We start from the raw sequence: 25,992 nt of genomic DNA on the forward strand, positions 1-25,992 counted from the left end.
GATGAGTCAAGCGCGCAAAAAATGGTTTCAGGCACTCGTATTGGTGACACTTGGAGCAATTTGTCTGGCTATATGGTATTTGCAACCCTATCAGCCCGATCAGGCAGCGTTAACAGCCATGCAAGGCGGTGAAGGGATTACGGTCATGGATACGAATGACTGGATTATTTTCCAAGGCGGGGAGTCACGTGAACCGGGACTCATCTTATATCCAGGAGCACTGGTCAAACCGGAGAGCTATGCACCGATTGCCCGTGCCCTTGCTGGCTACGGCTACCATGTTTTTCTCGCACGAATGCCGCTGAACTTGGCTATAGGTGATATGCAGCGAGCCACACAAGTATTAAAGGCGTACCCGAATAAAACGTTTGTCATCGGAGGGCATTCGCTTGGTGGTACAATGGCAGCTGAATTCGCAGTAAACCACCCGGATCGAATCAATGGTGTGTTTTTACTGGGAGCTTATCCGGACAGCGAGGGGAACTTAAAGAACGTGAATTTGCCTGTGCTGTCTTTGCTCGGGTCTCGAGATGGTGTGATCAATATGGAAAAGTTTGAGGAGAGCAAGCAATATTTGCCGGAGCGTACCGTGTACATGTCCATAGAAGGGGGGAATCACTCCCAGTTCGGAAGCTATGGATCGCAGGAGGGCGACCAGCCTGCTGCCATTACCCCGCAGGAGCAGTGGCAGCAAACGGTGGCAGCAATCAAGGATTGGCTGCTTAATGAGGTTACGATGAGGAACGTGGAATAATACCAGATACAACACCAGTAATGCGAATGTTTTCCGAGGGGAGTAGCATGGGGGTGTCTTGCTCGCGTGTGGTTGTAAACAGACATTCCAATGGATTGACGTCTGCTGCGATGCGCACAAGGAACTGCCCCTCCTGTCGGATCAACACAGGTCTGTCTTTTACAGGTTCCATCGAAAAGTCTGAGATTAAGAGGGCGTCTCCTGGAAATATGCCGAGACCACGAAGGCCGTCATCTCGCATGATGAGAGCAAAGCGGGCCACATGATAGCTGGCTACCTGCAAGGAGGGTAACAGCGACAGCTCCTCGTCTTGGTCCAAGGCAAGATCAAAAAAATGAGTCGTGTATGCATCTCCGGCAATAAAGACTCGTTTCATCAGGTATCACCTCCTACATAATAGCGTCGTAAATTACTCATAGACGGGAAAGCCTTTTGCATACAGACGACTCAGTATGCGCTCAAAACGGGCACGAGCAAGAGGCATCGGCACCTGAAAGCGCTGAGCCAACATAGCCGGAGCGTTGTATCGAGAACAATCAGCAAGCAGGGGGCTCATCATGTAAATGGGAAGCAGCAAGTGCTCGGCAAAATGATTCGCTTGCGATTCTTGCCAGTCAATCATCCATTCGCTGCTCTGGGGTTGAATGCCTTCATGAAGGAGCAAATGTCCGAGTTCGTGCGCGATTTTAACCCGCTGGGTAGCCAAATCGAGTCGCTCATCCACCGCAATGACATAACGTCCCGGCAAAAAGGGATGCGCGTGAGCACGACTCCTGCCGCAAATACGATGGACCTCGATGCCGTATGTCTCGCATAGCAGATGCAGATCGATTTGTTCGGGCGAATCGAAGCCGTGATGCTGAAGCAGCAAGTACACGCGACTCTCGAGCCATGTTTGCGGTTCGCAGATTTCTTTCAAAAGGGAGTGAAGCATCAAGGACCTCCTAAATGAATGGTGAGGAACGTATGTTCTGTTTGTCGTTGAAAAGAAAACCCCGCACAGGGGCTATTTTTTTTTGATGTCTTCCGTGATGTCAAACAAAGACGGAGGTCTTTCCTCGCGTACTTTACGGACTTTCCACTGTTTCTTCAAGTCGTACCAGTAGCGGCGAATTTCTTTTTTCTCCTCTTCTGAAGCGTCCAGATACCCGTCTAGGAAATAGTAGTCGTCCGGGTCATCGATCTTTTCCTGCAAGAGCTCGTCCAACGAACGTTGATTTGTCTGCTCAGTTGCTGGGAGAATATAGGCCGTGACTTCATCTGTGCGGCCCAACAACCAATCGGTCGTGACGTCCAGCACATCAGCCAATTGCCGCAGCATGTCATTCGGGGGTGTGCTGTGGTTGTTCTCGTAGTTACTGATCGTCCCCTTGGTCGTGCAGACATGCTCTGCCAACTCTTCCTGGGTCAGACCTTTTGTCTTACGAGCTGTGCGTAAGCGCTGAGATAGCATGAGCGTGCCAGTCCTTCCTGTGAGGATGTACAAATTTATTGTACTAAATGAGAGGGAAAAAGAAAAGTATGGATATTAATTTTGTTTTCAACGAATTATGTACAAGCCTTTTGTACAAAATACAGATAAGGACGATGCGGGAACACTCGTTCTGTACAGTGACAAAAGGGGAGATCAAACATGGAAGATCAAGTAACAACCGTATTACTTCAGCAAGGGCCATTTGCTGCTTTGTTTGTCTGGTTGTTGTTTTATATTATGAAAGCAAATCGCGAGCGCGAGGGGCGTTTACAAGACTTGCTGGACAAATACAGCGACAAATACGATCTGATCCTCGAGGAATTGCGAGAGATCAAGGGAAAAGTAAGGAAATAACCCTTTTTGACAGCAAACCTTCTGATGAGCGTGACGAATACGAATACAGTACTTATGTTGCCCGATTCATTGAAGAGCTTATTCAGCAAAGGGGAAACATCGTTGCAGCCTGTACCAGACCTTGATCGGCCCTTAGCCTTTCAAGGTCCCTTTTTTCTTGCTGTGTCCTTTACCCCATTCACACGTCTTCCCTAATAACTTACCCATACGTAGCAAAAAGGAGCAGCATGACTATGCATTTACCCGTCGTCTACTCGACCATCTGTGAAAAAGCATCACGTCTACAGCATCGGAAGGAAGACTTTCAATTTCTCCAAAAGCTGGCAATGGAGCTGGAAGCCAAGCTGAACGAGCATATCCGTGTGGGACTCGACTGGGGGATTTGCCACGGAGACCTTCAAGGGAATTTTAATACGAATTTTTGCGAGGACAACACCTATACCCACTTTGATTTCGACCTGTGCGGATATGGTTAGCGGGCGTATGATCTGGCTGCTTTTAAGCTGAGCCGAATATTGATCGAAGAAGATGACGAATTGGTGGAGTCGCTATGGAAGGCTTTCCTAAAAGGATATACCGAGGTTCGTCCCCTATCTGAAAACGATCAGGCTGCGGTGTCGATCATGACAGGTATTCGCCAATTGTGGCTAATGGGGCTGTGCATGCATGATCCTCCTATCATGGGTAGCATCGAATCGGATGATGCTTTCGTGAGTGAGAAGATGGAGCTTTGCGTGAACGAGAAGTTTTTCCAAAGCGTTGTCAGAAAAGCATGCGACCCGAAGTCAATGATAGGTAAGCCATACATTGACGAGAAAGTGGGAGAAAAGTATGTTAACGTACATCGGAAGTGGCGCGTACTGTTACGCAAATTCTTCAGCTATGCTTTTGGAGACGATTGGGGAGAAGGTTTCGCCTGCTGTACTTGAAGTACTCTCTGGGGTTGGTATCGGAGCGATGTGGCATGAGGAGCAGAAAGTCATTTATTTCGGACAAGTGATACCTGATCGTGGTGTAAGTCATGCGTTGGAGATACTAGGGTATGGCTGGAAGGAAAGGTCAGGAGATGCTGAGGGCGAGCCACCATTGGAGGAATTACGGCGTGATTTGGAACATGGGCCCGTTTTGCTTGGACCGCTTGATATGGGCTATTTGACGTATAATCCCAATGCTGCTTATTTGGGGGGCGCTGATCATTTTGTTCTTGCGTACGAGATAGATGAGCAAGCGATCTATCTGCATGATCCAGCAGGATTTCCCTTTGTGAGCTTGCCGTTGTCCCAGTTTGTCTTGTCGTGGAAAGCCGAAAAAATCTTCGATCGCCTCTTTTCCTATCACTACTGGACGGCACCGAAGCGAGTAGGGAGTCCGTCAGAGGAGGAACAGGCTGCAAATGCGCTTCGTTTATACCAAGGGATTTATCAGGAAAGTGCATCGGCTATGCCAAACGCTTCGGTCCTATACGGAAAGGAAGCGATCTTGCGTGTGGTGAAGCGGATGGAAGAGGAAGGCGGACTCTCCCCAGCAGAAATTGGTCATCTCTCCTATTTTGCATTCCAGCTAGGGGCGAGGCGAGCGATGGATTTCGCTGTATTTTTCTCGAAGCATGAGCCAGAGCTGGCGGCGATCAAAGAGAAGCAAGCGAGGCAGTTCGGACGTTGTCACACACTGACCGTAGAAAAGAATGAGAAAGAGCTAGCGGATGCCATGCGCGTGCTGGCAGATATCGAAGAAGAATTTCGCCAAGTGGTTTGCGCCAAATAATATCGTTCCCCCACGTGAGTAAGCAACGCTCAGTGGGGGTTTTTCTTTAATTTAAATATTATTACTTTTTTATGATTCATGACAATCTCGTCCCGGATGTGTTACCTTGTTATTCATTAGTCCATGTTAAAGAGACATAGTCCATTCCACGTGGACGTTTTTTACCAACACGTAACGGGGGTTCAATTCATGAAACAGCTAGGTTTACTACCCAAAATTCTGATCGCCATTGTCCTTGGGATCGGGATTGGCTCCATTTCGCCGATTTGGGTTGTGAAAGGATTGGCTACATTTAGTGGCCTATTTGGAAATTTCCTCGGATTTGCGATTCCGTTGATTATCATTGGATTTATCGCGCCAGGCATCGGTGAGCTGGGCAAAGGGGCAGGGCGTTTGCTTGGGGTAACCACAGGGGTTGCTTACTTGTCTACGATCCTTGCAGGAGCGCTTGCTTATTTGGTCAGTACGAGTATTTTTCCACACATTCTTGAGGTAGGTGGACTGGTGAATCAGTATGCCAACCCGGAGAAAGCACTGGTGAAGCCATTCTTTACCGTGGACATGCCGCCGATTGTAGATGTGATGACAGCATTACTGCTCGCCTTCACCCTTGGTCTTGGAGCGACTGTCATCAAAGGAACCGCACTGCAAAATGTGATGGTAGACTTGAGAGATATCGTAGAGAAGCTCATCGCTTCCGTCATTATCCCGTTGCTTCCATTACATATCCTGTCTGTATTTTCCAATCTGACCTATGGTGGACAAGTCACGATGATTTTGTCTGTGTTCGTAAAAGTTTTCGTTATGATTATTGCCTTGCATCTATTCTATCTGTTCGTACAGTACTTGGTAGCGGGCCAGATGGGACGCAAAAATCCATTCACGCTGATGAAAAATATGCTTCCCGCTTACTTCACAGCGATTGGAACACAATCATCTGCGGCCACCATTCCTGTGACACTGAACCAGACCAAGAAAAACGGTGTGAGCGAAAAGATCGCGGATTTCGTCGTTCCACTCTGTGCGACGATCCATCTTTCTGGAAGCACGATTACGCTTGTCAGCTGTTCTATGGCAGTCATGATGCTAAATGACATGACGACATCCTTTGGCGTAATGTTTCCGTTCATCTTGATGCTGGGCGTAACGATGATCGCCGCACCAGGTGTGCCGGGCGGAGCAGTTATGGCGGCACTCGGATTGATGGAGTCCATGCTTGGATTTACTACCACGTTGACTTCGTTGATGATTGCTTTGTACATCGCGCAAGATAGCTTTGGTACCGCTTGTAACGTAACGGGTGATGGTGCGATTTCAGTGATTACGGATCGTTTGAGCGAGGAGAAGGCAGCTTGATATCTACTGGAAAGATGTATGTGGAAAAAAGGCCCGTCACTTTTGGGGATGGGTTTTTTGTTATCTTTCTACTAAAAATCAATACAGTTTACAAAAAACAACAAGTAAGTTCAAAAAACTTTATTTTTTGACAAAATTTAATAATAATGGTACATTCGTTCTATTCCATAATATAGGAGGTAATCGTTGTGAAAAAAATCCTACTAGCATTGACACTCGTGTTTGCTGTATCGTCGTCAGCTTTTGCTGCAAGCTCGGAAACAGAATCGAACAATACTTTCGAAACAGCTAATTCTTTGACGGTTGACGCTAGCATTTCAGGTCAAGTTGACCAAAATGACATTGAAGATATTTTTGTTTTTGTAGCTAACAAAACTGGACAAGTAAGTGTTTTACTTACAGCACCAACTGGGATTGCAGCCGTCGGTTTATATGACTCGGACACTACATATATTAAAAATGCTTTCACGGATATACCAATGGATATTGAAGTAGTGGCTGGTCAAAAGTATTATCTTAAAGTATTGAGACTTAGTGAAAATGTCAACTACAGTTTGTCCGTTAATAATCTATAATTAATTTCTAATATGAGACAAGATAGCTCTTTTCTATAGCCAAGCTTGGTATAGAAAGGGGCTATTTTGACTATGTACAGGTACAGCTGCAAAAGAAAAAACCATGGTTTTCGTGGGATTTTTGCCACTCAAATTCCCCGTTTCCAACTAGTGAGAATTATATTATCATTGGGTATAATTCCATCATTCTACTTTTTGCGAAAAGGGGAATACATAACGCAATGTTTAACGAACGGAAAGCGTTACAAATGACATTGCAGGCCATGCTAGAGCAGCGTATGGCACTGCGTCGACAGTATGTCGATCAGGATAAGCAGTTGGGAGCAGACATCAAGCAGATTTTGAGCCGCATTCGCGAGCTGGATAACGAAGCCGGGATCGGAGACGATGAAAGCTCAGAGGATGAAACTATGTCGACAGAGGAATTTTCCGATGATCTGATGAAGCGTATGAAGGTGAGAAAGGCGCACATCCGTCACGATTATTTGGAAGTTGCGAAGCACATCGAAAACCTGTTACGGGAAGCGATGTCTCCGATGTCATTGGCTGATCTATGCTCCGTGTTGAAAGCACGGCACCAGGTAGAGTTTGCGAGTCCCTACATTGGTGTACAGAAGTCATTAAAGTATCTACCCCAAGTAAAAGTAGAAAAGGACGGGCGGAAACTGATTTTTTCACTCTAGGCAACCAGGGTGGATAAGCAGTTTCACGGGAGGCAATACCAAAAAAGGCGATGTGTCTATACACAATCGCCTTTTGGTGTCTATTGATTTACGTGCTTATTGCAAGAAGGACTTGAGCATCCAAATGTGTTTTTCCAGGCCACTGCGGATTCCCAGCAGCATATCGGCTGTCGCTTCATCGTCGGCTTGGTCTGCCGTTTCCATAGCCAGCTTCAGCTCATCTACGAGAATGGAGAAGTCTCTTGCGATCGTTTCTACCATTTGCTCAGCTGTTTCGTTTCCTTCTGCTTCGGTGATGCTCGCTGTGTTCAGACATGCAGCCAAAGTCGCTACAGGTTTTCCACCGATGGAGAGGACACGTTCAGCGAGGGAATCAAGATTCACCGCTGCTTCATTGTACAATTCCTCAAATTTTGCGTGGAGCGTAAAGAAGTGAGGTCCTTTTACATTCCAGTGAAAATTGTGTAGTTTCGTATAGAGGACTGTCCAGTTCGCCACTTGTTTATTTAAAACGCTATAGAGTGTGTTTTCCATCGAGAATCTCTCCTTTTTTATAATAATTATTTGTTTAAACTTATTATAAACTAATAAGGATTATTGTCAACACCCGAGGAGGAAATTTATGCAGCAGCTGCGTATCGGTGCGGTTATTTTAGCGGGCGGAAAAAGCAGCAGAATGGGCTCGCCCAAGCAAAAATTACCGTGGAGGGACGGAACCTTTTTAACAGAGCTGGTAAAGGAAGTACAGGCGGTTGGCTTGTCTTGTTTCATTGTATCGAACGATTTTTCGGGCACTCAAGTGACACAAAAGGAACAAATTGATGAACAGCCCGTCACAATTACACCTGATCTGGTACCATCCTGTGGCCCTGTCAGTGGACTGGTTACTGCCTTTCGGGTAAGTTCCGAGGATGCTTTGCTGGTACTATCCTGTGACCTACCTTTTATGGATCGTGTGCAAATCGCCAAACTCATTAAATATGCGAGGGAGAGAAGCGATTGGGATGGGATTGTTGCCCAATCAGAGGGACGAATCCATCCATTATGTGCAGTGTACCATCGGAGAACACAGGCTAACTGGGAGCAGGCGCTGTTGCAAGGACAGCGAAAACTGTTGCGGACTTTAGATGAACTGCGCGTGGTGCCCTTGCCTGATGAATGGTTGGACCCTTGGGCTGTTTTTAATGTCAACACGCCTGAGGAGTACGAACAGGCTAAACGTGAAGAAAAACGCAGAAAGACAGGACATGCTTGAGGTATGTCCTGTTTTTTATTTGGAAAAAAGGGGCTTTTCATAGAGGGCTATCATACAAGCGTTTCTCTGGACAAACCGTATGAATAGTAGTGATGGCTAACGAAAGGAGGGAGCGCAATGACAAGAAAGTGCAAAAAACAGGGCAAACACCACGGTCACCACTGTTGTTGCAAAAAAACCGAGAAATACGACCACCACTGTTGCGGCAAAAAACACGACAAGTATTACGACCACCACTGCTGTTGCAAAAAACACGACAAATATTACGACCACCACTGCTGCGGCAAAAAACATGACAAATATTACGATCACCACTGCTGTTGCAAGAAACACGACGATTACTACGAGCCACACTGCTGCTGCAAAAAGCATGAACATTGCCAAGATCACTGCTGTTGCTGCAAACGCCATGAATGCAAATGCTTTGAAAAACATGACCACCACTGTTGCAAGAAGCAGGACATAGATGATGAAGACGAAGAAGAGGACGACGACGAAGACAAAGATGAAGAAGATGACGAGGACGAAGATGACGACGACGACCACTGCAAGCATCACAAAAAGAAACATTGCTGCTGCAAGTAAAAAATTCCCATGTACAAAAAACAAAAGCCCGAGAGGCTAACTCGGGCTTTAAGATTACCAGCAGCTTGTCCCGCTTTTGATTTTTTCCTCCTTTAAGGTAGGAGGATTCTCTGGGCTTGTGTATACACGTTCATTTTGTCATTACGGATAAATCCGACTGCGGTGAGCTTCAGCTCATCTGCCAATTGCAGGGCGAGATCAGTTGGAGCGGACTTGGACAAAATGATGCCAGCACCAATCTTGGCAGCCTTGAGCAGCACTTCAGACGAGATGCGTCCACTGAATACTAGAATTTTGTCCGTGGTGGAAATGTTATCTCGCAAGCATTTCCCATAGATCTTGTCGAGAGCATTGTGACGTCCGATGTCGGAGAACTGAAGCAAAACTTCATCCGGTGTACAGAGGGCTGCATTGTGGACGCCACCTGTTTGGCGGTGGATATCAGACGATGCTTGCAATTCTTTCATCAGGCGCATGCATTGAGCCGGAGTGACAGTTGTTGTGCTTTCAACGGGCTTTGCTGTGCGCGCATCGCTAAAAAAGTAAAAGGATTGTCTGCTTTTTCCGCAGCAGGAAGTAATTCTGCGTTTGGAGTAAAAGCTCTGTGACAAAATCGTTTCTTTATGCAAATCAACGTAAGCAAACCCTTGGGCCTCATTAATCGTAAGCTGTTTGATTTCCGAATAGCTCTTGATGACGCCCTCGGCTGCGAGAAAACCGATGACCATTTCTTCCAGGTCGGCCGGAGTACATACGATTGTAGCGAATTCCTCATCATTGAGGAAAATCGTGAGGGGGTACTCGGTAACGATTTCGTCGTCTTCCCAGCCATGTTGGTCAGCCGAAATTTTCAACACGGACAGTCGGGTGGTGATGGTTAGGTCGGACATACGGGCCTCCTTTTTGTCGAAATTATGAAGTTTTCATGGCTATTTTGTGAGGAAAATATTGTCGAGTGAACGCTTACATGGTAGTATACTATGTGAGATGAAAAGTGTCATAAAATTTTCGTCTTTCCATGTATTCATAGCGTAAGGACAGATTGACACGGAGCAGCGACCCTGCCACCGATTATTTTGTAGCCTTGCAGCGAATTACATAGTGAACACAATGCTTGTTGATGCTGATGTAGCGTTCCTGCTGATGATTAACTGCTGTGTTTCATCGTAGCCCTCGTTTCCATTTGTGGAGATCTGGGTGAGTCGGTGAAATCAGCAGTTTTTCTTTTTTTCGAGAAGGCTGCTGATGGATCCACAGCATGCGAAAGACCATTGCGAAGGAGATGAATGATTTGGAACAAAAAGTGAAAAACCGCTGGCTCATCGCGTTGGCTGCGGTAGGCATCCACATCTCGATTGGATCGGTATACGCATGGAGTGTATTCACCAAGCCAATTACCGAGCAGTTCGGCTGGGACTTGCCAGACGTTCAATTTACGTTTAGTATTGCGATCTTGTTCTTGGGGCTGTCTGCTGCCTTCCTCGGTCATTATGTAGAAAAGCACGGCCCGCGCAAAGCTGGCATTCTCGCATCTATCTTTTTTGGAGTAGGAACTGTTGGGGCTGGCTTGGCGATTCAATTGAGCAGCTTGCCTCTGTTGTACTTATGTTATGGAGTGCTTGGCGGTATCGGACTTGGGGTAGGCTATATTACGCCAGTATCGACGTTGGTCAAATGGTTTCCGGATCGCCGTGGTTTAGCAACAGGTCTTGCGATTATGGGCTTCGGGTTTGCTTCCATGATTGCCAGTCCGATTATGAACGCTTTGATTGCAAATGTAGGAATCGCGAACACCTTTTATATTTTGGGCATTATTTATTTTGTTGTGATGTTAGCTTCGGCTCAATATTTAGCTCCACCTCCAAAAGGTTGGGTACCGGCTGGATTTTCCGCTGAGGGAACAGCTGGCAGCAAGCAAATCAAAAAGGATTTGTGCCAATTGACTGCCAACGAAGCGATCAAGACACGCCGTTTTTACTGGCTGTGGTTGATGCTGTTTATCAATGTAACATGTGGAATCGCCGTTATTTCGGTAGCGTCGCCGATGGCACAAGAAATGGTGGGCATGTCTGTCGGAACAGCAGCTCTGATGGTAGGGCTAAACGGTTTGTTCAACGGTGGTGGACGAATCGGATGGGCGTCTCTGTCTGATTTCATTGGACGACCAAATACGTACACAGCTTTCTTTGCTATCCAAATGGTATTGTTCTTCCTGTTGCCGAATATGTCCAATCCAATCCTGTTCATGGTTGCGATGTTCATCATTATGACCTGTTACGGCGGTGGCTTTGCCTCTATCCCGGCGTACATCGGTGACTTGTTTGGAACGAAGCAATTGGGCGCGATTCACGGCTATATTCTGACGGCATGGGCTGCTGCCGGCTTGGCAGGACCAATCTTTGCAGCATGGGTTCGCAAGACGACAGAAAGCTATACAGGAACCATGAGTGTTTTCGCAGGAATGTTCGTTGTCGCTCTGGTGATCTCCCTATTAGTTCGTCTGGATATCAAAAAACTGAAGGAAGAAGCCAAACAAAGAGAAAAGTCTGTTGAATTGGCTAGTTAATCAATGGTAAAGTTTAAGTAGAGAATGATTTGAAGTAAAGGTGATTTTCCTCGATGAATAAGTTCGAAGCAGAATTCAGTAATTTGGTCAGGGCTTTCCGAAAGCGCCATATGGGAAAGGGACCTAGCAAGATCAGCACCACGTTCTGCAAGAACTGGGCGATCTGCGAGATGGAAGGCAACCTTTCTCCGGTGGAAAAGTTCATCGCCACTTCGGAAGACGGAAAGCAGACATTACGAGCTGCCCGAACCGAAATGGTCAAAGAGATCTATCGGAAACACCAGCCAGTTGACATGGAAGCGTTTCTTGGAGCAAAACTCGTTGATCTTTTCGTCGATATTGACATTGAACGGGATTTTGGAATGTCGATCTTTGTTTTTGATCAAGACATTGAAAAGAAAATGAAAAACGAACCGTAAGTCTAAACGAAGCAGCGTTCCTGTTCACCGGCTTAGACGTAACGGAATTCGCGAAAGCAAACACGAAGTTGAGACTAGGTAGCGAACCTGCCGTAGACAACCACCGTGAACACGCTCTTTTCCTATAGGATAAGGGACGGTTTCATGGTGGTTTTTTCGTCTTAATGGAGTTTATTAGAGGGGAGACAAAAGAAATGGGCAAGACCAAGCATGGCGGACCAATTAAGCTGGATACTTCGTGGAAGCCTTCCTTATGGGCTTCACTGATGCCGATGGGACTCGGAAAAATCAAGCCGCATCATATTCGCGATACGATGAAGGTGGCCTATGACAATCGCGATAATTTGGGTTATGCCTATCGCATTTTGACGCAAGGAGTATGTGATGGCTGCGCTCTCGGCGTATCCGGTCTCTATGATCAGACGTTGACTGGCCCGCATTTGTGCACCACCCGACTGAACGTACTGCGTCTCAATACCATGCCTGCGATGGATGCCAAATGGTTTGAAGACGTGAATGCGCTGCGCAAGCTGTCTAGCGAAGAATTGCGCAAGCTGGGAAGAATTCCGTATCCGCTTTCAAGAAAGCCAGGCGAAAACAAGTTTACCCGCATTAGCTGGGATGAAGCGTTAAATCGCATCGCGAGAAAAATCAAAAACATCAGCCCGAAACAGCTTGCCTTTTTCTTGACCGCTCGTGGGATTACCAACGAGGTATACTACACGGCAGCCAAAATGGCTCGTTTCCTCGGAACCAACAACATCGACAACGCATCACGTATTTGTCACTCGCCGAGTAAGACAGCACTGAAGCGTTCGGTTGGGATTGGTGCATCGAGCTGTAACTATCAGGATTGGATCGGTACGGATGTGCTCGTATTCTGGGGCTCTGTACCAGGTAACAACCAGCCTGTATCGACGAAATACATGTATGCTGCGAAAAAAGCAGGAACGAAAATCATCCTGATCAACCCGTACAGAGAGCCAGCGATGGAGAAGTACTGGATTCCATCTGTACCGGATAGTGCTTTGTTCGGAACGAAAATTGCAGACGATTTCTACCAAGTGAACATTGGCGGCGACATCGCATTCATGAACGGCGTGATGAAGATTTGGTTCGAGATGGAGGAAGCCAAACCTGGTTCTGCGATCAACCATGAATTCATCAAGGAGCACGCGAACGGAATCGAAGAGCTGCGCAAGCATGTGATGAATGAATCGTGGGACAAGATCATAGAATCCTCCGGTCTCAGCCGTGAGCGTATCAAAGAATTCGCCCAACTGCTCGCCAACTCCAAAAATGGTGTATTCGTATGGAGTATGGGTCTGACCCAGCACAAATTCGGTACGGACAATATTTCTCAAGTAGCCAATCTGGCTATCCTGCGTGGATTCTTGGGTCGCAAGCACACTGGTCTCATGCCAATTCGCGGACACTCCGGCGTACAAGGCTCCGGTGAAATGGGTGCCGATCCGTTTAGCTTGCCAGGTGGAGATTTTGAAGAAAAATCATGGAACCGCATTGAACAGATCTGGAACTTCCCGATCCCGAAATGGCAGGGAGATATCGTCGGTATTTCTTTGGAGAATGCAGTGTTGCCAGATGGACACGAGCGCAAGACCAGATTGTTCTATACGAGTGGTGGCAACTTCCTGGAGACGATGCCAGATCCGGACTTTATGCAAAAATGTTTGGAGAGTATAGAAGTGCGTGTACATCAGGACATCATTTTCAATACATCTACGTTGGTGGATGCAAAAGAAGAAGTGATCGTATTGCCGGCAATGACTCGATACGAGCAGCCGGGTGGCGGAACTTCGACAAGTACAGAGCGTATGGTCTACTTCAGTGCTGAAGTGGAAGGGCCACGTATTGAAGAAGCGCGTTCGGAATGGGAGATTTACGTAGATCTGGCGGCACGGGTACATCCAGAGAAAAAGCATCTGATGCACTTCTCAAGCGCAGCTGAAATTCGAGCAGAGATTGCCCAGGCGAATCCGAACTACGATGGTATCCAGCATCTGAAAAACCGCGGAGATGTTTTCCAATGGGGCGGTGCATGGTTGTGTGAAGGCGGCGTATGTCCGACACCGGATGGCCGAGCGAATCTGCTTCCGATAGAGATTCCGGATTTGAACAAGCCAGAAGGACACTTCTATGTAACGACTCGTCGCGGTAAGCAGTTCAACTCGATGATTTACAGCAAGAAAGACCCGTTCAACAATGCGGACCGTTATGATATCCTGATCAATGCAGAGGATGCAAAAGAACTGCGCATTGCAGAAGGCGAAAATATCGTCGTTTACAATAAATATGGAACGTTCCAAGGACGGGCCAAATTCGAGGACACCAGACGTGGAAACATTCAAGTACACTGGCCGGAAGGGAACGTACTCATTCCGAAGGGTGTATACGAGACATACGCAGGTATTCCCGAATACAATACAGCCGTGAAGGTTGAAAAAGCGGACACTTTCCACGCCAACAAAGATTTGAAATACGTGGAGAGAGAAGTAGAAGATTTGGAAGTAAACGTCGGCTGACGAGCTGCAGCAATGGGTGGTCAAGATTAGGAGGAACAAGCCATGCGTTTTTCGCGACAAACACTCTCGGTTGAAGAAGCGATGAGCAAGCTGTTGGCAAAATTGCTGACAGGGAGAACGGAACAAGTGCAGATCGGGGAGGCATACGGGCGGATACTGGCCTCTGATCTACGTGCAACATACGATTTGCCGCACTTTGACCGCTCGCCGCTGGATGGGTTTGCCGTGAGAGCTGCGGATACGATGGGGGCCTCCGTTGACCATCCGATTACGCTAACAGTGCTAGAGACGGTTGCGGCTGGGCAAGTACCTACTAGAGAATTGAAAAAGGGCTACGCTACGCGGATCATGACAGGCGCGATGATGCCTGCGAGTGCGGATGCGGTCATCATGTTTGAGCAAACGTACAACCCAGCCGAAGAGGCGGATACTGTACGGATCAAGCGGGAGATGAAGCCTGGGGAAAATGTATCGCGCCGCGGTGAAGAGATGGCCTCAGGAACGATTATTGCCAAGGCGGGCGAGCGGATTAACGCAGGTACTCTCGCCAGCTTGGCTACGTTTGGCTATTCGCAGGTAGAGGTGTTCTGCAAGCCGCGCGTCGGTCTGATTTCGACTGGAAGCGAGCTGCTGGAGATTGATCAGCCGCTTGCTCCAGGCAAAATTCGCAACAGTAATACGGTGATGCTGACTGCCTTGATTGCCGAGGCAGGGGGCATCCCTGTTTCGTTTTCAAGACTGCCGGATGATCTGTCGGTGGCAAAGGCGAAAATCAGTGAATGCTTGCAGGGCGTGGATCTAGTCATTTCAAGCGGCGGTGTGTCCGTAGGGGATTTTGATGTGATCGCGGCATTAGTGGATGAGCCTGAGGTGGAGCTTCTATTCAACCGGATCGCGATACGTCCGGGAAGTCCGACGACAGCCATGATCATGGAAGGCAAGCCTTTTATAGCCCTATCAGGGAATCCGGGTGCCTGTTTTCTCGGGTTTGAGTTATTTGCGCGTGCAGCCATTCGTCGTATCTCGGGAGAAGCACATGTGGTGCAGCGGGTGATTAAGGCGAGACTTGGCGTCGATTATACGAAGCCTTGTCCATATCCACGTTATCTGCGAGGGAAGCTCCTCGAAAAAGACGGGGTTTTGCACGCGATCCCTGATTTCAATGAAAAGGCAGGGAATCTGGGGACGTTGAAGGACAGCGAATGCTTTATGATCATACCAGCCGGGGGAAGCGGGCAAAAAGCAGGAGAGCTGGTTGATGTTCTCACGCATACTGCTCCAACCTGGAGAAGAGAGGGATAGCGAATGGTAAATCCACCTTGTGTTTTGCAGATTGTCGGTTATTCGAACAGTGGCAAGACGACGCTGCTCACCAAGCTCATTCCGATCCTCGAAAAGGCAGGGATAAGGGTCGGGGTCATCAAGCATGACGGGGGACACGATTTTGAGTGGGATCAGCCTGGGAAGGACACCTGGCGTTATCGTGAAGCCGGAGCCTCGCTGGTCGCGATCACATCCAAAACGAAAACGGCCATCGTGGAGCAAAAGCCGCAGGAACTGTCCGTCCTCATCCAGCGCTTGGCAGATGCCGGAGCTGAGCTCATTTTGGTAGAAGGCTTCAAGCGCGAAGGCTATCCCAAGCTGGTCCTGCTTCGCAGGCCAGAAGATGAGGAGCTCTTATCGATCGTTACTCATCTGGTAGGGATCGTAGGTTGGTCAGACAATCGTCAGCAGGGGTTGCCATTTTTCGATATTAATGACATCGACAACTTGGCCAAGTTTGTAAGGGAACGGGTATCCGTTTGGTATAAGGAGCAAAGAACATGAAATGCCCTCACTGTAACAACGAATTCAATGAAATTCCTTTATGTTACGGAATGGAAGCACCACATTATTTTTACACGGTACCAGAAGAGAAAAGAACAGAATTAATCAGAGACTTTTGTGTAATTGATGAACAGCATTTCTTTATTCGAGGACATATTGAAATACCAATAATTAATACAGATGAGAAATTTATATGGAGTGTTTGGGTTTCTCTTAGTGCAGAAAACTTTTTGAAATCGAATGAATTGCTGCACGTTGAAGGAAGAGAAAATGAAAAACCTTATTTTGGTTGGTTATCGACTGAACTTCCCATCTATCCAAAAACTACACTATCATTAAAGACATGGGTACATACGCAAGAAGTTGGTGCGGTTCCATTAATAGAATTAGAACAAACGAATCATCCACTTGCAGTTGAGCAAAGAGAAGGAATTACAATGGATAGAGTGAAAGAAATTGCTCATATAATCAATCATAATGAGTAATAAGAAATTGCCTGCTGCCGGGATGTTCCGGCAGCTTTTTCGTTTTCTCATGCTTTAGAAGATAGGTTATGGATTGCTTCAATTAGGTGGTTTTGGACGTATATATTCACTCCAATGGCTGATAAACTTGCAGCATATTTCAAAAAAATAGGAGTGATAACAATGGATGGAGTGCGTTACAAAATTAGAGAAGTATTGGATAAAAGCAAGATTGAGACATTTTTGCAGCAAGCTAGAATCGGACATCTTGGAATGGTCGATGGTCATTTGCCGTATGTTGTTCCGCTCAATTTTGTTTGGACCAATGGGAAGCTATATTTCCATGGAGCCACCGGCGGGAGAAGAAATCAGGTTATGGATGCTAATCCAGAGGTCTGTTTTACGGTTTGTGAAGAATATGGAACGATTACTGATCCGGTGCCAGCTAAGACGGACACAGCGTATATGAGTGTAATGATTTTTGGCAAGGCACAGCCTATAGCGGACCTGGATGAAGCTACATACATGTTGCAAGAAATGATGAATAAGTATGTGCCAGGCTACTTTCATCGGCCTTTACCCAAGCAGCACGTAGACAAATACCGTTCAGCAGTATTCGGTGGTCCTGTTCAGGTGTACCGAATAGAACCACAGCATATCACTGCGAAAGAAAATCCAATAGAAGAAGAAAAAATGTTCAAACCTGGTAAAACCGTGTAATCTCCGCAAGACGAAAAATGCCTTCTTCAATGGTTGATTCATCTACTTTAGCAAAACCCAGCACCCATCCTTTTCGATCGCTTTTCAAACAATACTTGCTAAGTGGATAAACACGGATTCCATTTTCCAGTGCTAGGATCGTCGCGGCTTCTTCATCAAACGATTTATCAGCTTCAAGAAGGATATGCAATCCCGTTTCTACGCCGCTTAGTGTGAAGTATTCGATGAGACCTGTCGTGAAGATGGCCTTCGTCATGGCTTCATGTCTGCGCCGATATACATTTCGAACCCGTCTCATATGGCGCATGAAATGACCATGCTCAATAAAATGAGTAAGCGTTAATTGCTCCATAATCGGAAGATGACGATAGGTTAATTCATGGACTTGGGCGAGCTGGCGAATGGCCTCTTTGGGACCCACGATTGCCGATATCCGTATACCAGGAGCAATCATTTTGGAAAAACTCATCATGTACAATGTGTTCTGAGGTCGCTGACTGAACAAGGTTGGAAGTGGGTCGCCTCGATAGCGAAATTCGCTGTCGTAATCATCCTCAACAATCCAAAACTGCTGTTCGGCAGCCATGTGTAACAATTGTTGCCTGCGAGGTTCGGACATAATGACTCCAACCGCACACTGGTGCGATGGCGTAACATAGACAAGCTTGGACTCCGGATGAATCTGGTCTGCGCATAACCCGTACTCGTCAACTGGAACGGAGACAACTTGCATACGCCGATACTTCATTGCCATCCAGGCAGCAGGAAAGCCAGGATCTTCTACAGAAACGGTATCCCCTTCATGTAAAAGGGCTTGGGCGATCAGATCGATGCTATGTTGTGCACCTGAGGTTAACATGATTTGATCGATATTCACATGAACGCCCCGTTCAAGTGACAAATAACGTTGAATCTGTTCTCGTAGCGGTTGGTATCCATAGGCATTGCCATAAGCCCAACTGTCCAGATTCGTTTCTGTGGAAGCCTGTAAAAACGAACGTCTCCAAATCTTTTGAAAATGTTCGTCCAAATATGGCTCATGGGGACTGAAATCGACCTCAACCTTTCGACTATCTTTGTCCCCGAACCACCCGTGCAAATGACCGATTGTAGCGTTTAACAAAGGCAATTCGGGGGGGACAGGTCCTTCGGTCGCAGCATCCTCTGAAGGACGAGTTGCATACGTCCATTCGCTAACTCTAGTCCCGCCACGACGAGAGGTTACAGTGTATCCGCGGCTGAATAACTCCTCATAAACAATCTGTATGGTTGAACGGGAAACGCCAATTAAAGAAGCGAGTTCGCGGGAGGGGAGAAGCAATTCACCTGGCTGCCATTTTCCGGTGGTAATATTATGGATCGCTTGGTCCAGCAGTTGCTGCCAGATTGGACGCTCGTCATCTCGGTTTACTGTTAGCATTCATTCACCTTCAGTGTGTTTTTGTTGGAATGATGGATTTGGCTGATATGCTACCATGGCAATCGTTTCTTTTGCAACAAGACAGTTAGGGGACGATTTTTTCTTATGGTGTTTTGCAATTGTCACAAATCGTTTCTATTTCCTGTGACCAGAATCACATGTGTATCTGTGAACCTCCCGTACACTTGAAATATAGAAAGAACGAAGCACTTCAAGGAGGTTCTACGATGTTAAGCCCAAAAACCATTGAAATCATAAAATCAACCGTTCCTGTGCTAGAGGTGCACGGAACTGCCATTACAAAACGTTTTTATCAAATGATGTTTGCCAAGCACCCAGAGCTCCTCAACATTTTTAACCACGCCAACCAAAAGCAGGGAAGACAGCAAATGGCTCTGGCAAATGCGGTGTATGCTGCGGCTTTGTATATTGATAAGCTGGAAACAATTTTGCCTGTTGTGAAGCAGATTGGACACAAGCATCGCAGCTTAGGAGTGAAGGCCGAACACTACCCAATCGTCGGGGAAAACCTGCTTGCTGCGATCAAAGACGTACTAGGGGATGCCGCTACGGACGAGATTTTACAGGCGTGGGCAGAAGCGTATGGAGTCATTGCGGATGCCTTCATCGGTGTAGAACACGAAATGTATGAAGAGGCGGGCGGGCAGCCTGGAGGTTGGGTAGATTTCAGAGAGTTTATCGTCCAACGCAAGGTGAAGGAAAGCGACGTGATCACTTCCTTTTATCTGGTTCCGGCGGATGGTCAACCGATTTCCAGCTATGAGCCAGGGCAGTATGTCAGCGTCAAGGTGGAATTACCGGGCGAGCAATTTACACACATTCGCCAGTACAGTCTCTCAGATGCGCCAGGGAATGCGTACTACCGCATTTCTGTCAAACGCGAGGACGCGATGCAAGATAAGCCAGCAGGAAAAGTATCCGTTTATTTGTCAGAGGAAGTGAAGGAAGGAGATAGCCTGCAGCTGTCTGCTCCGGCTGGAGATTTTATCTTACAGCAAGAGGACAGCCGTCCGGTTGTGCTGCTCAGTGGTGGTGTAGGATTGACCCCAATGATCAGCATGCTGAACACACTGATCAAATCGGGAACAGACCGTCCGATCACCTTCATTCACGCAGCCAAAAACGGAAATGTGCATGCCATGAAGCCGGCAGTAGAGGAGCTGGCCGCAAAACATCCGCAGCTCTCTGTTCACTGGTGCTATACACAGCCGACCGAGCAAGATCGAGTGAACGGTGCTTTTCAGAAAGAAGGATATATCGACTTGCCGTGGCTGCAAAAGGTCATCGATACAAAAGAGGCGAGCTACTATTTCTGTGGTCCAATTCCATTCATGAAGACGATCAATGGTGCTCTGTTGGAATGGGGAGTGCCAGCAGCCGATATTCATTATGAGTTTTTTGGTCCGGCAGCGACCTTGGCATAAAGAGGCTCCCACGAAAAAAGCCCAAGCTTACTCGCGATTCGCGGATTGAGCGCGCAGCAGCCGATTTACCGTCTCGCGGCGAAGCCCGATGAGCTGACCGATTTCATCCTGAGTCAGCAACTCCGAAAGCGAGGCGACAGGAATGAATGTCTGAAACCAAAGCTGGAGCTTGCGAAGCTTTTCAGCAGGAGAGACTTCGGTCAGTTGGTCGATACGCTGCTGCATCATTCGCAGCTTCCCTTGCAGCTGTAGCGCGATATCACGACACTTTTCAGGGTTGTAATCCAGATGGCGATACCAATCTGGGGCAGACAGCACTTCGACCTCACAGGTCACGAGAGCGATTGCTGTCCCGTAATATGGATTCGGGCTCATCAACGAATGATGCGGGATGATCTCATCCGGAACGATGATGTTGACCAGCGTCAATGCTCCGTCTGCATGTACCCGAACGATTTTTAATAGACCGCTCTTCAGATGATAGAGCGGTCCAGTTTCTCCTTGTCGAAACAGGACTTCTCCCTTGTGCAGGATCATGGGTTTCTCCTCGATTCTCTACGTTTTTCTCTAGCAATTATAGCAAGTTGGGCAGCAGGAAGTAAGCAAGCGTAAAAAGCAGTTTGCCGCTTTTTTAGGCTTGCTACAGCAAGGATGCCTTTTGCTATAATGGGGAAAAATCACAGCTGGATAAAGGGAGTTGTCTGATGCTCAACTTTTTTACATGGATAGGTTCCATAGTGGGGGTACTCCTCATCGGATTGATTGGCTATGTGGTTTACCGCTACTGGTACCATATGGGGCAGCTTCCGAAGCCGGAGTTTCGTGATCTGGACACGAAAAAGCCAGTGCCTGCCGACTGGAGTCAAGATGAGGTTACATTTACATGGATCGGCCACTCGACGATTCTGTTGAATATGTTTGGTACGAAAATACTGACGGATCCGGTTTTGGGCGAGAAGCTGGGGATTAAGCTTGCAGGTGTCCATTTTGGTCCCAAACGCTTCACGCCTCCTGCCCTCGACTTTGCTGAAATTGGCGAGGTAGATATCATCTTGCTATCGCATGCCCATTTGGACCATGTCGATCTGCCTACCTTGCAGAAAATAGCGAATCGCTCCACACATGTCATTACGGCGCACCAGACGAGTAAGCTGTTCAAGCACATGCCGTTTGGTTCGTATGAGGAAATGCAACCGGGAGAAGCCGTTACAACCAAAGAAGGAATTACGGTTACTGCGATTCCTGTTCGCCATTGGGGCAATCGCTTTCCATGGAATCACGAGTATGGCTACAACGGCTATATGATTGAGAAAAATGGCGTGCGCATCCTCTATCCAGGCGATACCGCTTATATCTCTATGGAAAATTTACCGAAGCAATTCGGGCCGATCGATCTGGTGTTCATGCCGATTGGCGCCTACAAGCCAGACTCGTATCAAGCAGCGCATTGTACGCCAGAGCAAGCATGGCAAATGTTCAAGGAGACCAAAGCCAAATGGCTGGTGCCCATTCATTGGAATACGTTTGTGCTCTCGCGTGAGCCAGTTGAAGAGCCGTTCGAGCGTCTGTTGGCGGCAGCGGGGGACGAGAGGGACAGGATCGTTGTTGAAAAACAAGGGGAGACGTTTTCGATCCCTGTTCAATAGGTGTGAAAAGTTGGCGACTGCATATATAGCAGTCGCTTTTCATTTGATATGAATAAATGGGGAGGGAATAGCTACCTTATTATAGAAATATTTTTATCGAAGGAGTTTTTTGAGGAGGGGTACATATGACAAAAGCATTGCCACAACGCTGGGATATGGATGTGATTTTTTCTGGTGGTAGTGAATCGGAGGATTTTCGGGCGTTTTTAGGGACGTTGGAAGGGGATATTGCGAACCTGAAAGCGCGGTTGGAGCAATCTGGCGCTGGTTTGCATGAAACAGCGGCTTTCAAGGAAGCTGTCACTCATGTCCAAAGCATTGCCGTACGGGTGAGACAAGCAGGTGCATTCATTTCCTGCCTGACTGCTCAAAATGTAAAGGATGAGCCAGCCAAGCTGATGGGTGGGCGTGTAAAAAGCATCTCGGCTGCGTTTGGTGCAGTATTGACGCGTTGGGAAGAACAGCTGTTGGCTATCGACGAGGCTGCATGGGAGCAGCTGTTGACAGACGTAGAATTGCAACCGCTTGCTTTTGTGCTGGATGAGCGCCGTCGCCGTGCACAGGAAAAGCTGTCGCCTGAACAAGAAGTGCTGGCAAACGATTTAGCTGTAGACGGGTACCACGCTTGGCAAGATTTGTACAATGCGGTGGTGGGACGTATGAGCATTGAGGTTGAGGTCAATGGAGAGACGAAGCAGATGTCCGTCGGGCAAGCTTCTAACCTGATGAGCAGTCCTGACCGCGCTGTTCGTGCCCATGTTTTTGAAAAGTGGAAGGAAGCTTGGGGCAAGGAAACGGAGCTGTGCGCGCAGGCGCTGAATCACTTGGGTGGTTTCCGTCTCTCTCTGTACCGTCATCGTGGATGGGATTCCGTCCTGCGTGAGCCGCTGGATATTGGACGGATGCAGGAAAAAACACTCGACGCGATGTGGCAGGCCATCGACAATCGCAAGGATCGTCTGGTTGCCTACCTGGAGCGCAAGGCAAAGCTACTCGGTGTAGACAAGCTGAGCTGGTACGATGTAGGAGCTCCAGTCGGTAAGGTACATAAAGAAGTGTCTTACGATGAAGCAGCTGCCCTGATCGTTGAGCACTTCAACCGCTTCAATCCGAGCATGGCAGAGTTTGCGCAAAAGGCATTCGATGAGGGCTGGATCGAGGCAGAGGATCGTCCTGGCAAGCGCCCAGGCGGATTCTGCACGAGCTTCCCAGTCAGCAAGCAGTCCCGCGTGTTCATGACATACGCAGGAAGCGCAAGCAATGTATCCACACTGGCACATGAGCTGGGGCATGCGTATCATCAGCAAGTCATGTGGGATTTGCCAGCACTTAACCAAAACTACGCGATGAACGTAGCGGAAACAGCATCGACCTTCGCAGAGATGATCCTTGCTGACGCTGCTGTGAAAAATGCAGCGAATGACGACGAAAAACTGGTTCTCTTGGAAGATAAGCTGCAATCCATCGTCGCGTTTTTCATGAACATCCACGCTCGCTTTATTTTCGAGAAAAACTTCTACGAGAAGCGCAAAGAAGGTCTGGTTAGCGCGGCTGATCTCGACCGAATCATGGAAGAGGCGCAAAAGCAAGCGTACAATGGAGCTTTGGCAGATTACGAGCCGCACTTCTGGGCATCCAAGCTGCATTTCTATATCACGTCGTATCCGTTCTACAACTTCCCGTACACATTCGGGTACTTGTTCAGCATGAGTGTCTATGCGCGTGCGCTTGAAGAAGGCGAGAGCTTCGCGCCGAAATACGATGCACTGCTCCAAGATACGGGCCGCCTGATGGTAGAGGACTTGGCGAAGAAGCATCTCGGCGAGGATATGACGACAGTTGAGTTCTGGCAAAAAGCTGTTGATCTGGCTGTGGCAGACATCGATGAATTCCTGCGCCTGACAGAAGAAGCATAAATTCACGAATAAATAAGCTCCAAGCAGCCTGTCGTTTTTCTGACAGGCTGCTTTTTCATTGAGAGATTGTTAACATCGCAGACGAAATCTTCGGATAACCTTTACCTGCGGTTTATAGAATCCTCGCTATTTTTTCGTACAGTAAAAGGGAAGGGAATACTTGCAAAGGGAGGCATCGTAATGGACACTGGCAGTCATCTTTTGTTGGGTGTCACACTGGCGGGCTTAGCCCATATCACGCCGGCAGTGGCACATGATCCGGCACTTGCTCAGGCGCTGATGGTCGCAACGGTAGTGGGTTCTCATGCCCCGGATTTCGACACTGTGGCCAGACTTCGCGGTATTTCTTTTTACATTCGCTTTCATCGGGGAATTACTCATTCGATTCCCGCCTTGTTTCTGTGGCCCCTCCTCATCAGTCTTCCTCTTGCCTGGGGGTTTGGTCTCATGGGGCAGTTCGGGATTTTGTACGGGTGGACGCTGTTGGCTGTTGTGCTGCATGTTTTTCTGGATATGCTAAACGCCTATGGAGTCCAGTGTATTCGCCCTATTAGCAAGCGCTGGGTACATCTGGATGTGCTCGCGATTTTTGAGCCACTGGTGTTCGCGGTTCATTTAGCAGCGGCGATATGGTGGATAGCTTTTCACGGAGATCCCAGCGTGCTATTTCCGATAGCATATGGCATGACGCTCGTGTATATTGGCGTGCGGGCTTGGCAGCATCACCGTAACGTCAGACGGGTAGCAAAGGCATTGGAAACAAGAGGCATATCCCATGTTTTCCCGAGCATGCATCCTTTTCACTGGAGATTCGTCGTAGAGACGGAGGAACTGTTTTACACAGGGAGAGTCGAGTATGCACGTGTGATGCTGGAGGATGTGTATCCGAAGCAGCAGCGTGATGCAATCATTCAGGCTACTATCGGTGTGGACGGAGTTCGTGCTTTTCTCGGATTTGCGCAACGAATCCACGTCACGTGGAAGGAGATTGCCGACGGTTATGAAGTTACGTGGAGTGATGTGCGCTTTTGGTACAACCGCAAGCTGCCATTTGGTGTAGATGTTGTCTTGGACCGTGATTTGAATGTCGTTGATCATCGGTTGGGCTGGCGAAAAAAAGCATGGGACCCGCCGTTTGTATAAAAGGATTGGTAGATAAGCCTCGTCAGGAAATCTGGCGGGGTTTTACTGTTTTTTACAAAAGTAGCTAGGCAATCTCCAGAAAGAATGATACACTGAAAAAAACTAAACGTTCGATGGTGATAGAATGAATGGATTATATTCGATCAGAGTAGAATGGTCTCCTGCGTATGAGTGTATCATTAGCCTCTACACTTACATTTACGAGAAGGAGCGCAAGCATTGTTTGCTTGGTACGGCTTGGTTCGAGGAGACAAAACAAAAGCTCCCGGCGTCATTTGCGGATGAACTCGCAGACGAACGCTGGGAGGTACTCCACCGTTTGGTGCTGCTTGTAGCGCAATCGCCCCAGACCAAATCTGTTGAAGAATTTCTTGGGTGGCTGGAAAGCATCCCTCCCGGTGAAATTTATGAGCGCCTCGCGCCATGGGTGGAGACAATCCCGCTGAACTTGGGGGAAATCCGTGATCGCAGCCTATCATTGCTTACCCGGTGGAATGAGCATTATTTTTCGAAAGTGAACCCACGCATTTTGGAGAGTCTGCAACGGAGCGCTGATGAGCTGACAGTCCGTGCCAAAGAAACGCCCCCAATCGATTTGGTCGATCATGTTACGAACGGTATCTGGATTGAGCCGATGGCAGATTTGCGAGAGGTTGTACTGATCCCGCAATATCATTGTGCCCATTCTTCTGTGCTCGACTTTTATCGGGGGCTTGCTACTTGCATGTACCCTGTCAAAGATGCGGCAACGATCAAACCACAGCCGCTCCTCGAGCTGTTGCCCATTACACAATGCTTGGCGGATGAGAAGCGCCTGCAAATCTTGCGCTCCCTGGCAAAGAAGACGTGCACCCTCGGTGAATTACAGAAGCAAGTATCCTTAGCAAAAAGCACCGTCCATCATCATGTAACGGCGTTGCGCAGAGCGGGGCTGATTCGTGCTCACTACACAGGAAGTACGACGATTTCCTACTACAGTTTACGAGAAGCCTTCGTCGAGCGTCTCCCGGTCTTACTGCGTTCCTTCTTCCATACACCAGAGTAATTTTGCTTACGGAAATGGCATGATTTTGTTGAGAGGGT

Annotated in this window: 28 protein-coding genes; 20 read left to right on the top strand and 8 right to left on the bottom strand. The window is 47.8% G+C overall.

The window, feature by feature from the left end; all coding sequences use genetic code 11:
* Position 1: 1 nt before the first annotated feature.
* The gene (locus tag ACKKE8_RS06415) at positions 2–754 is read left to right on the top strand and encodes an alpha/beta fold hydrolase (protein ID WP_409177422.1); all 753 of its coding nucleotides are present in this window, start codon (positions 2–4) and stop codon (positions 752–754) included.
* On the opposite strand, the gene ACKKE8_RS06420 is transcribed toward ACKKE8_RS06415, so the two are convergent.
* From ACKKE8_RS06420 to ACKKE8_RS06430, 3 genes are all read right to left on the bottom strand, one after another.
* Entirely contained in the window at positions 732–1,130 is a 399-nt protein-coding gene (locus ACKKE8_RS06420; protein ID WP_017251977.1) for a hypothetical protein, read from the bottom strand. The genes ACKKE8_RS06415 and ACKKE8_RS06420 overlap by 23 nt on opposite strands.
* Positions 1,131–1,163: 33 nt before the next feature.
* Positions 1,164–1,688 (bottom strand): ImmA/IrrE family metallo-endopeptidase, encoded by a 525-nt coding sequence (locus ACKKE8_RS06425; RefSeq protein ID WP_409177423.1) that lies wholly within the window; start codon positions 1,686–1,688, stop codon positions 1,164–1,166.
* Between the two features lie 72 nt (positions 1,689–1,760).
* Positions 1,761–2,207 carry a helix-turn-helix domain-containing protein gene (locus tag ACKKE8_RS06430; RefSeq protein ID WP_048031497.1) on the bottom strand — a complete coding sequence of 149 codons (447 nt, stop codon included), beginning with the start codon at positions 2,205–2,207 and terminating at the stop codon, positions 1,761–1,763.
* A gap of 180 nt (positions 2,208–2,387) precedes the next feature.
* Here ACKKE8_RS06430 and ACKKE8_RS06435 point away from each other — a divergent pair, with 180 nt between their 5' ends.
* The 6 genes from ACKKE8_RS06435 (at position 2,388) to ACKKE8_RS06460 (ending at position 6,960) form a co-directional block, all read left to right on the top strand.
* The gene (locus ACKKE8_RS06435; RefSeq protein ID WP_012684855.1) at positions 2,388–2,582 is read left to right on the top strand and encodes a BhlA/UviB family holin-like peptide; all 195 of its coding nucleotides are present in this window, start codon (positions 2,388–2,390) and stop codon (positions 2,580–2,582) included.
* 233 nt (positions 2,583–2,815) lie between these two features.
* Complete coding sequence (locus ACKKE8_RS06440) at positions 2,816–3,058, top strand: hypothetical protein (protein ID WP_409177424.1); 243 nt, start codon at positions 2,816–2,818, stop codon at positions 3,056–3,058.
* 355 nt (positions 3,059–3,413) lie between these two features.
* Positions 3,414–4,346 carry a hypothetical protein gene (locus ACKKE8_RS06445; RefSeq protein WP_409177425.1) on the top strand — a complete coding sequence of 311 codons (933 nt, stop codon included), beginning with the start codon at positions 3,414–3,416 and terminating at the stop codon, positions 4,344–4,346.
* 189 nt (positions 4,347–4,535) lie between these two features.
* Positions 4,536–5,702: a dicarboxylate/amino acid:cation symporter gene (locus ACKKE8_RS06450; protein WP_409177426.1), complete on the top strand. Its 1,167-nt coding sequence runs from the start codon at positions 4,536–4,538 to the stop codon at positions 5,700–5,702.
* A gap of 188 nt (positions 5,703–5,890) precedes the next feature.
* The gene (locus ACKKE8_RS06455; RefSeq protein WP_409177427.1) at positions 5,891–6,277 is read left to right on the top strand and encodes a hypothetical protein; all 387 of its coding nucleotides are present in this window, start codon (positions 5,891–5,893) and stop codon (positions 6,275–6,277) included.
* Between the two features lie 221 nt (positions 6,278–6,498).
* Entirely contained in the window at positions 6,499–6,960 is a 462-nt protein-coding gene (locus ACKKE8_RS06460; protein ID WP_409177428.1) for a hypothetical protein, read from the top strand.
* Between the two features lie 96 nt (positions 6,961–7,056).
* On the opposite strand, the gene ACKKE8_RS06465 is transcribed toward ACKKE8_RS06460, so the two are convergent.
* Positions 7,057–7,494 carry a Dps family protein gene (locus ACKKE8_RS06465; RefSeq protein ID WP_409177429.1) on the bottom strand — a complete coding sequence of 146 codons (438 nt, stop codon included), beginning with the start codon at positions 7,492–7,494 and terminating at the stop codon, positions 7,057–7,059.
* A gap of 88 nt (positions 7,495–7,582) precedes the next feature.
* Here ACKKE8_RS06465 and ACKKE8_RS06470 point away from each other — a divergent pair, with 88 nt between their 5' ends.
* Complete coding sequence (locus ACKKE8_RS06470) at positions 7,583–8,215, top strand: molybdenum cofactor guanylyltransferase (protein ID WP_409177430.1); 633 nt, start codon at positions 7,583–7,585, stop codon at positions 8,213–8,215.
* Between the two features lie 96 nt (positions 8,216–8,311).
* Here ACKKE8_RS06470 and ACKKE8_RS06475 read toward each other — a convergent pair whose 3' ends face one another.
* Positions 8,312–8,785: a hypothetical protein gene (locus ACKKE8_RS06475; protein WP_409177431.1), complete on the bottom strand. Its 474-nt coding sequence runs from the start codon at positions 8,783–8,785 to the stop codon at positions 8,312–8,314.
* 107 nt (positions 8,786–8,892) lie between these two features.
* Positions 8,893–9,690, bottom strand: coding sequence for a formate dehydrogenase accessory sulfurtransferase FdhD (gene fdhD, locus ACKKE8_RS06480; RefSeq protein WP_409177432.1), 798 nt, complete (start codon positions 9,688–9,690; stop codon positions 8,893–8,895).
* A 401-nt stretch (positions 9,691–10,091) separates the two neighbouring features.
* Between fdhD and ACKKE8_RS06485 the strand changes: the two genes are divergently transcribed.
* The 7 genes from ACKKE8_RS06485 to ACKKE8_RS06515 all read left to right on the top strand — a co-directional run bounded on the left by ACKKE8_RS06485 (position 10,092) and on the right by ACKKE8_RS06515 (position 17,339).
* On the top strand, positions 10,092–11,366 hold the full coding sequence (locus ACKKE8_RS06485; RefSeq protein ID WP_409179076.1) for an OFA family MFS transporter: 1,275 nt from the start codon (positions 10,092–10,094) through the stop codon (positions 11,364–11,366).
* A gap of 53 nt (positions 11,367–11,419) precedes the next feature.
* A complete protein-coding gene (locus tag ACKKE8_RS06490; RefSeq protein ID WP_012684864.1) occupies positions 11,420–11,785 on the top strand; it encodes a DUF2294 domain-containing protein in 366 nt (121 codons plus the stop codon).
* A gap of 194 nt (positions 11,786–11,979) precedes the next feature.
* Positions 11,980–14,328 carry an FdhF/YdeP family oxidoreductase gene (locus tag ACKKE8_RS06495; protein WP_409177433.1) on the top strand — a complete coding sequence of 783 codons (2,349 nt, stop codon included), beginning with the start codon at positions 11,980–11,982 and terminating at the stop codon, positions 14,326–14,328.
* Positions 14,329–14,370: 42 nt separating this feature from the next.
* Positions 14,371–15,630 carry a gephyrin-like molybdotransferase Glp gene (glp, locus tag ACKKE8_RS06500; RefSeq protein WP_409177434.1) on the top strand — a complete coding sequence of 420 codons (1,260 nt, stop codon included), beginning with the start codon at positions 14,371–14,373 and terminating at the stop codon, positions 15,628–15,630.
* 3 nt (positions 15,631–15,633) lie between these two features.
* A complete protein-coding gene (gene mobB, locus ACKKE8_RS06505; RefSeq protein WP_409177435.1) occupies positions 15,634–16,155 on the top strand; it encodes a molybdopterin-guanine dinucleotide biosynthesis protein B in 522 nt (173 codons plus the stop codon).
* Entirely contained in the window at positions 16,152–16,640 is a 489-nt protein-coding gene (locus ACKKE8_RS06510) for a DUF2199 domain-containing protein (protein ID WP_409177436.1), read from the top strand. The genes mobB and ACKKE8_RS06510 overlap by 4 nt, the downstream gene beginning before the upstream one ends.
* 162 nt (positions 16,641–16,802) lie before the next feature.
* Positions 16,803–17,339, top strand: coding sequence for a pyridoxamine 5'-phosphate oxidase family protein (locus ACKKE8_RS06515; protein ID WP_409177437.1), 537 nt, complete (start codon positions 16,803–16,805; stop codon positions 17,337–17,339).
* Here ACKKE8_RS06515 and ACKKE8_RS06520 read toward each other — a convergent pair.
* Positions 17,317–18,759 carry a PLP-dependent aminotransferase family protein gene (locus tag ACKKE8_RS06520; protein ID WP_409177438.1) on the bottom strand — a complete coding sequence of 481 codons (1,443 nt, stop codon included), beginning with the start codon at positions 18,757–18,759 and terminating at the stop codon, positions 17,317–17,319. The genes ACKKE8_RS06515 and ACKKE8_RS06520 overlap by 23 nt on opposite strands.
* A 227-nt stretch (positions 18,760–18,986) precedes the next feature.
* Here ACKKE8_RS06520 and hmpA point away from each other — a divergent pair, with 227 nt between their 5' ends.
* Complete coding sequence (gene hmpA, locus ACKKE8_RS06525) at positions 18,987–20,204, top strand: NO-inducible flavohemoprotein (protein ID WP_409177439.1); 1,218 nt, start codon at positions 18,987–18,989, stop codon at positions 20,202–20,204.
* Positions 20,205–20,231: 27 nt separating this feature from the next.
* On the opposite strand, the gene ACKKE8_RS06530 is transcribed toward hmpA, so the two are convergent.
* Positions 20,232–20,741 carry a Crp/Fnr family transcriptional regulator gene (locus ACKKE8_RS06530; RefSeq protein ID WP_409177440.1) on the bottom strand — a complete coding sequence of 170 codons (510 nt, stop codon included), beginning with the start codon at positions 20,739–20,741 and terminating at the stop codon, positions 20,232–20,234.
* A gap of 167 nt (positions 20,742–20,908) precedes the next feature.
* Between ACKKE8_RS06530 and ACKKE8_RS06535 the strand changes: the two genes are divergently transcribed.
* The 4 genes from ACKKE8_RS06535 (at position 20,909) to ACKKE8_RS06550 (ending at position 25,954) form a co-directional block, all read left to right on the top strand.
* On the top strand, positions 20,909–21,850 hold the full coding sequence (locus tag ACKKE8_RS06535) for an MBL fold metallo-hydrolase (RefSeq protein WP_409177441.1): 942 nt from the start codon (positions 20,909–20,911) through the stop codon (positions 21,848–21,850).
* Positions 21,851–21,975: 125 nt separating this feature from the next.
* Entirely contained in the window at positions 21,976–23,766 is a 1,791-nt protein-coding gene (locus ACKKE8_RS06540; protein WP_409177442.1) for a M3 family oligoendopeptidase, read from the top strand.
* A gap of 180 nt (positions 23,767–23,946) precedes the next feature.
* Complete coding sequence (locus tag ACKKE8_RS06545; protein WP_409177443.1) at positions 23,947–24,909, top strand: metal-dependent hydrolase; 963 nt, start codon at positions 23,947–23,949, stop codon at positions 24,907–24,909.
* A gap of 124 nt (positions 24,910–25,033) precedes the next feature.
* Positions 25,034–25,954 (top strand): ArsR/SmtB family transcription factor, encoded by a 921-nt coding sequence (locus tag ACKKE8_RS06550; protein WP_409177444.1) that lies wholly within the window; start codon positions 25,034–25,036, stop codon positions 25,952–25,954.
* The last annotated feature ends 38 nt before the right edge of the window (positions 25,955–25,992 follow it).

Source organism: Brevibacillus fortis (assembly GCF_046196545.1).
Classification (GTDB): Bacteria; Bacillota; Bacilli; order Brevibacillales; family Brevibacillaceae; genus Brevibacillus; species Brevibacillus fortis_A.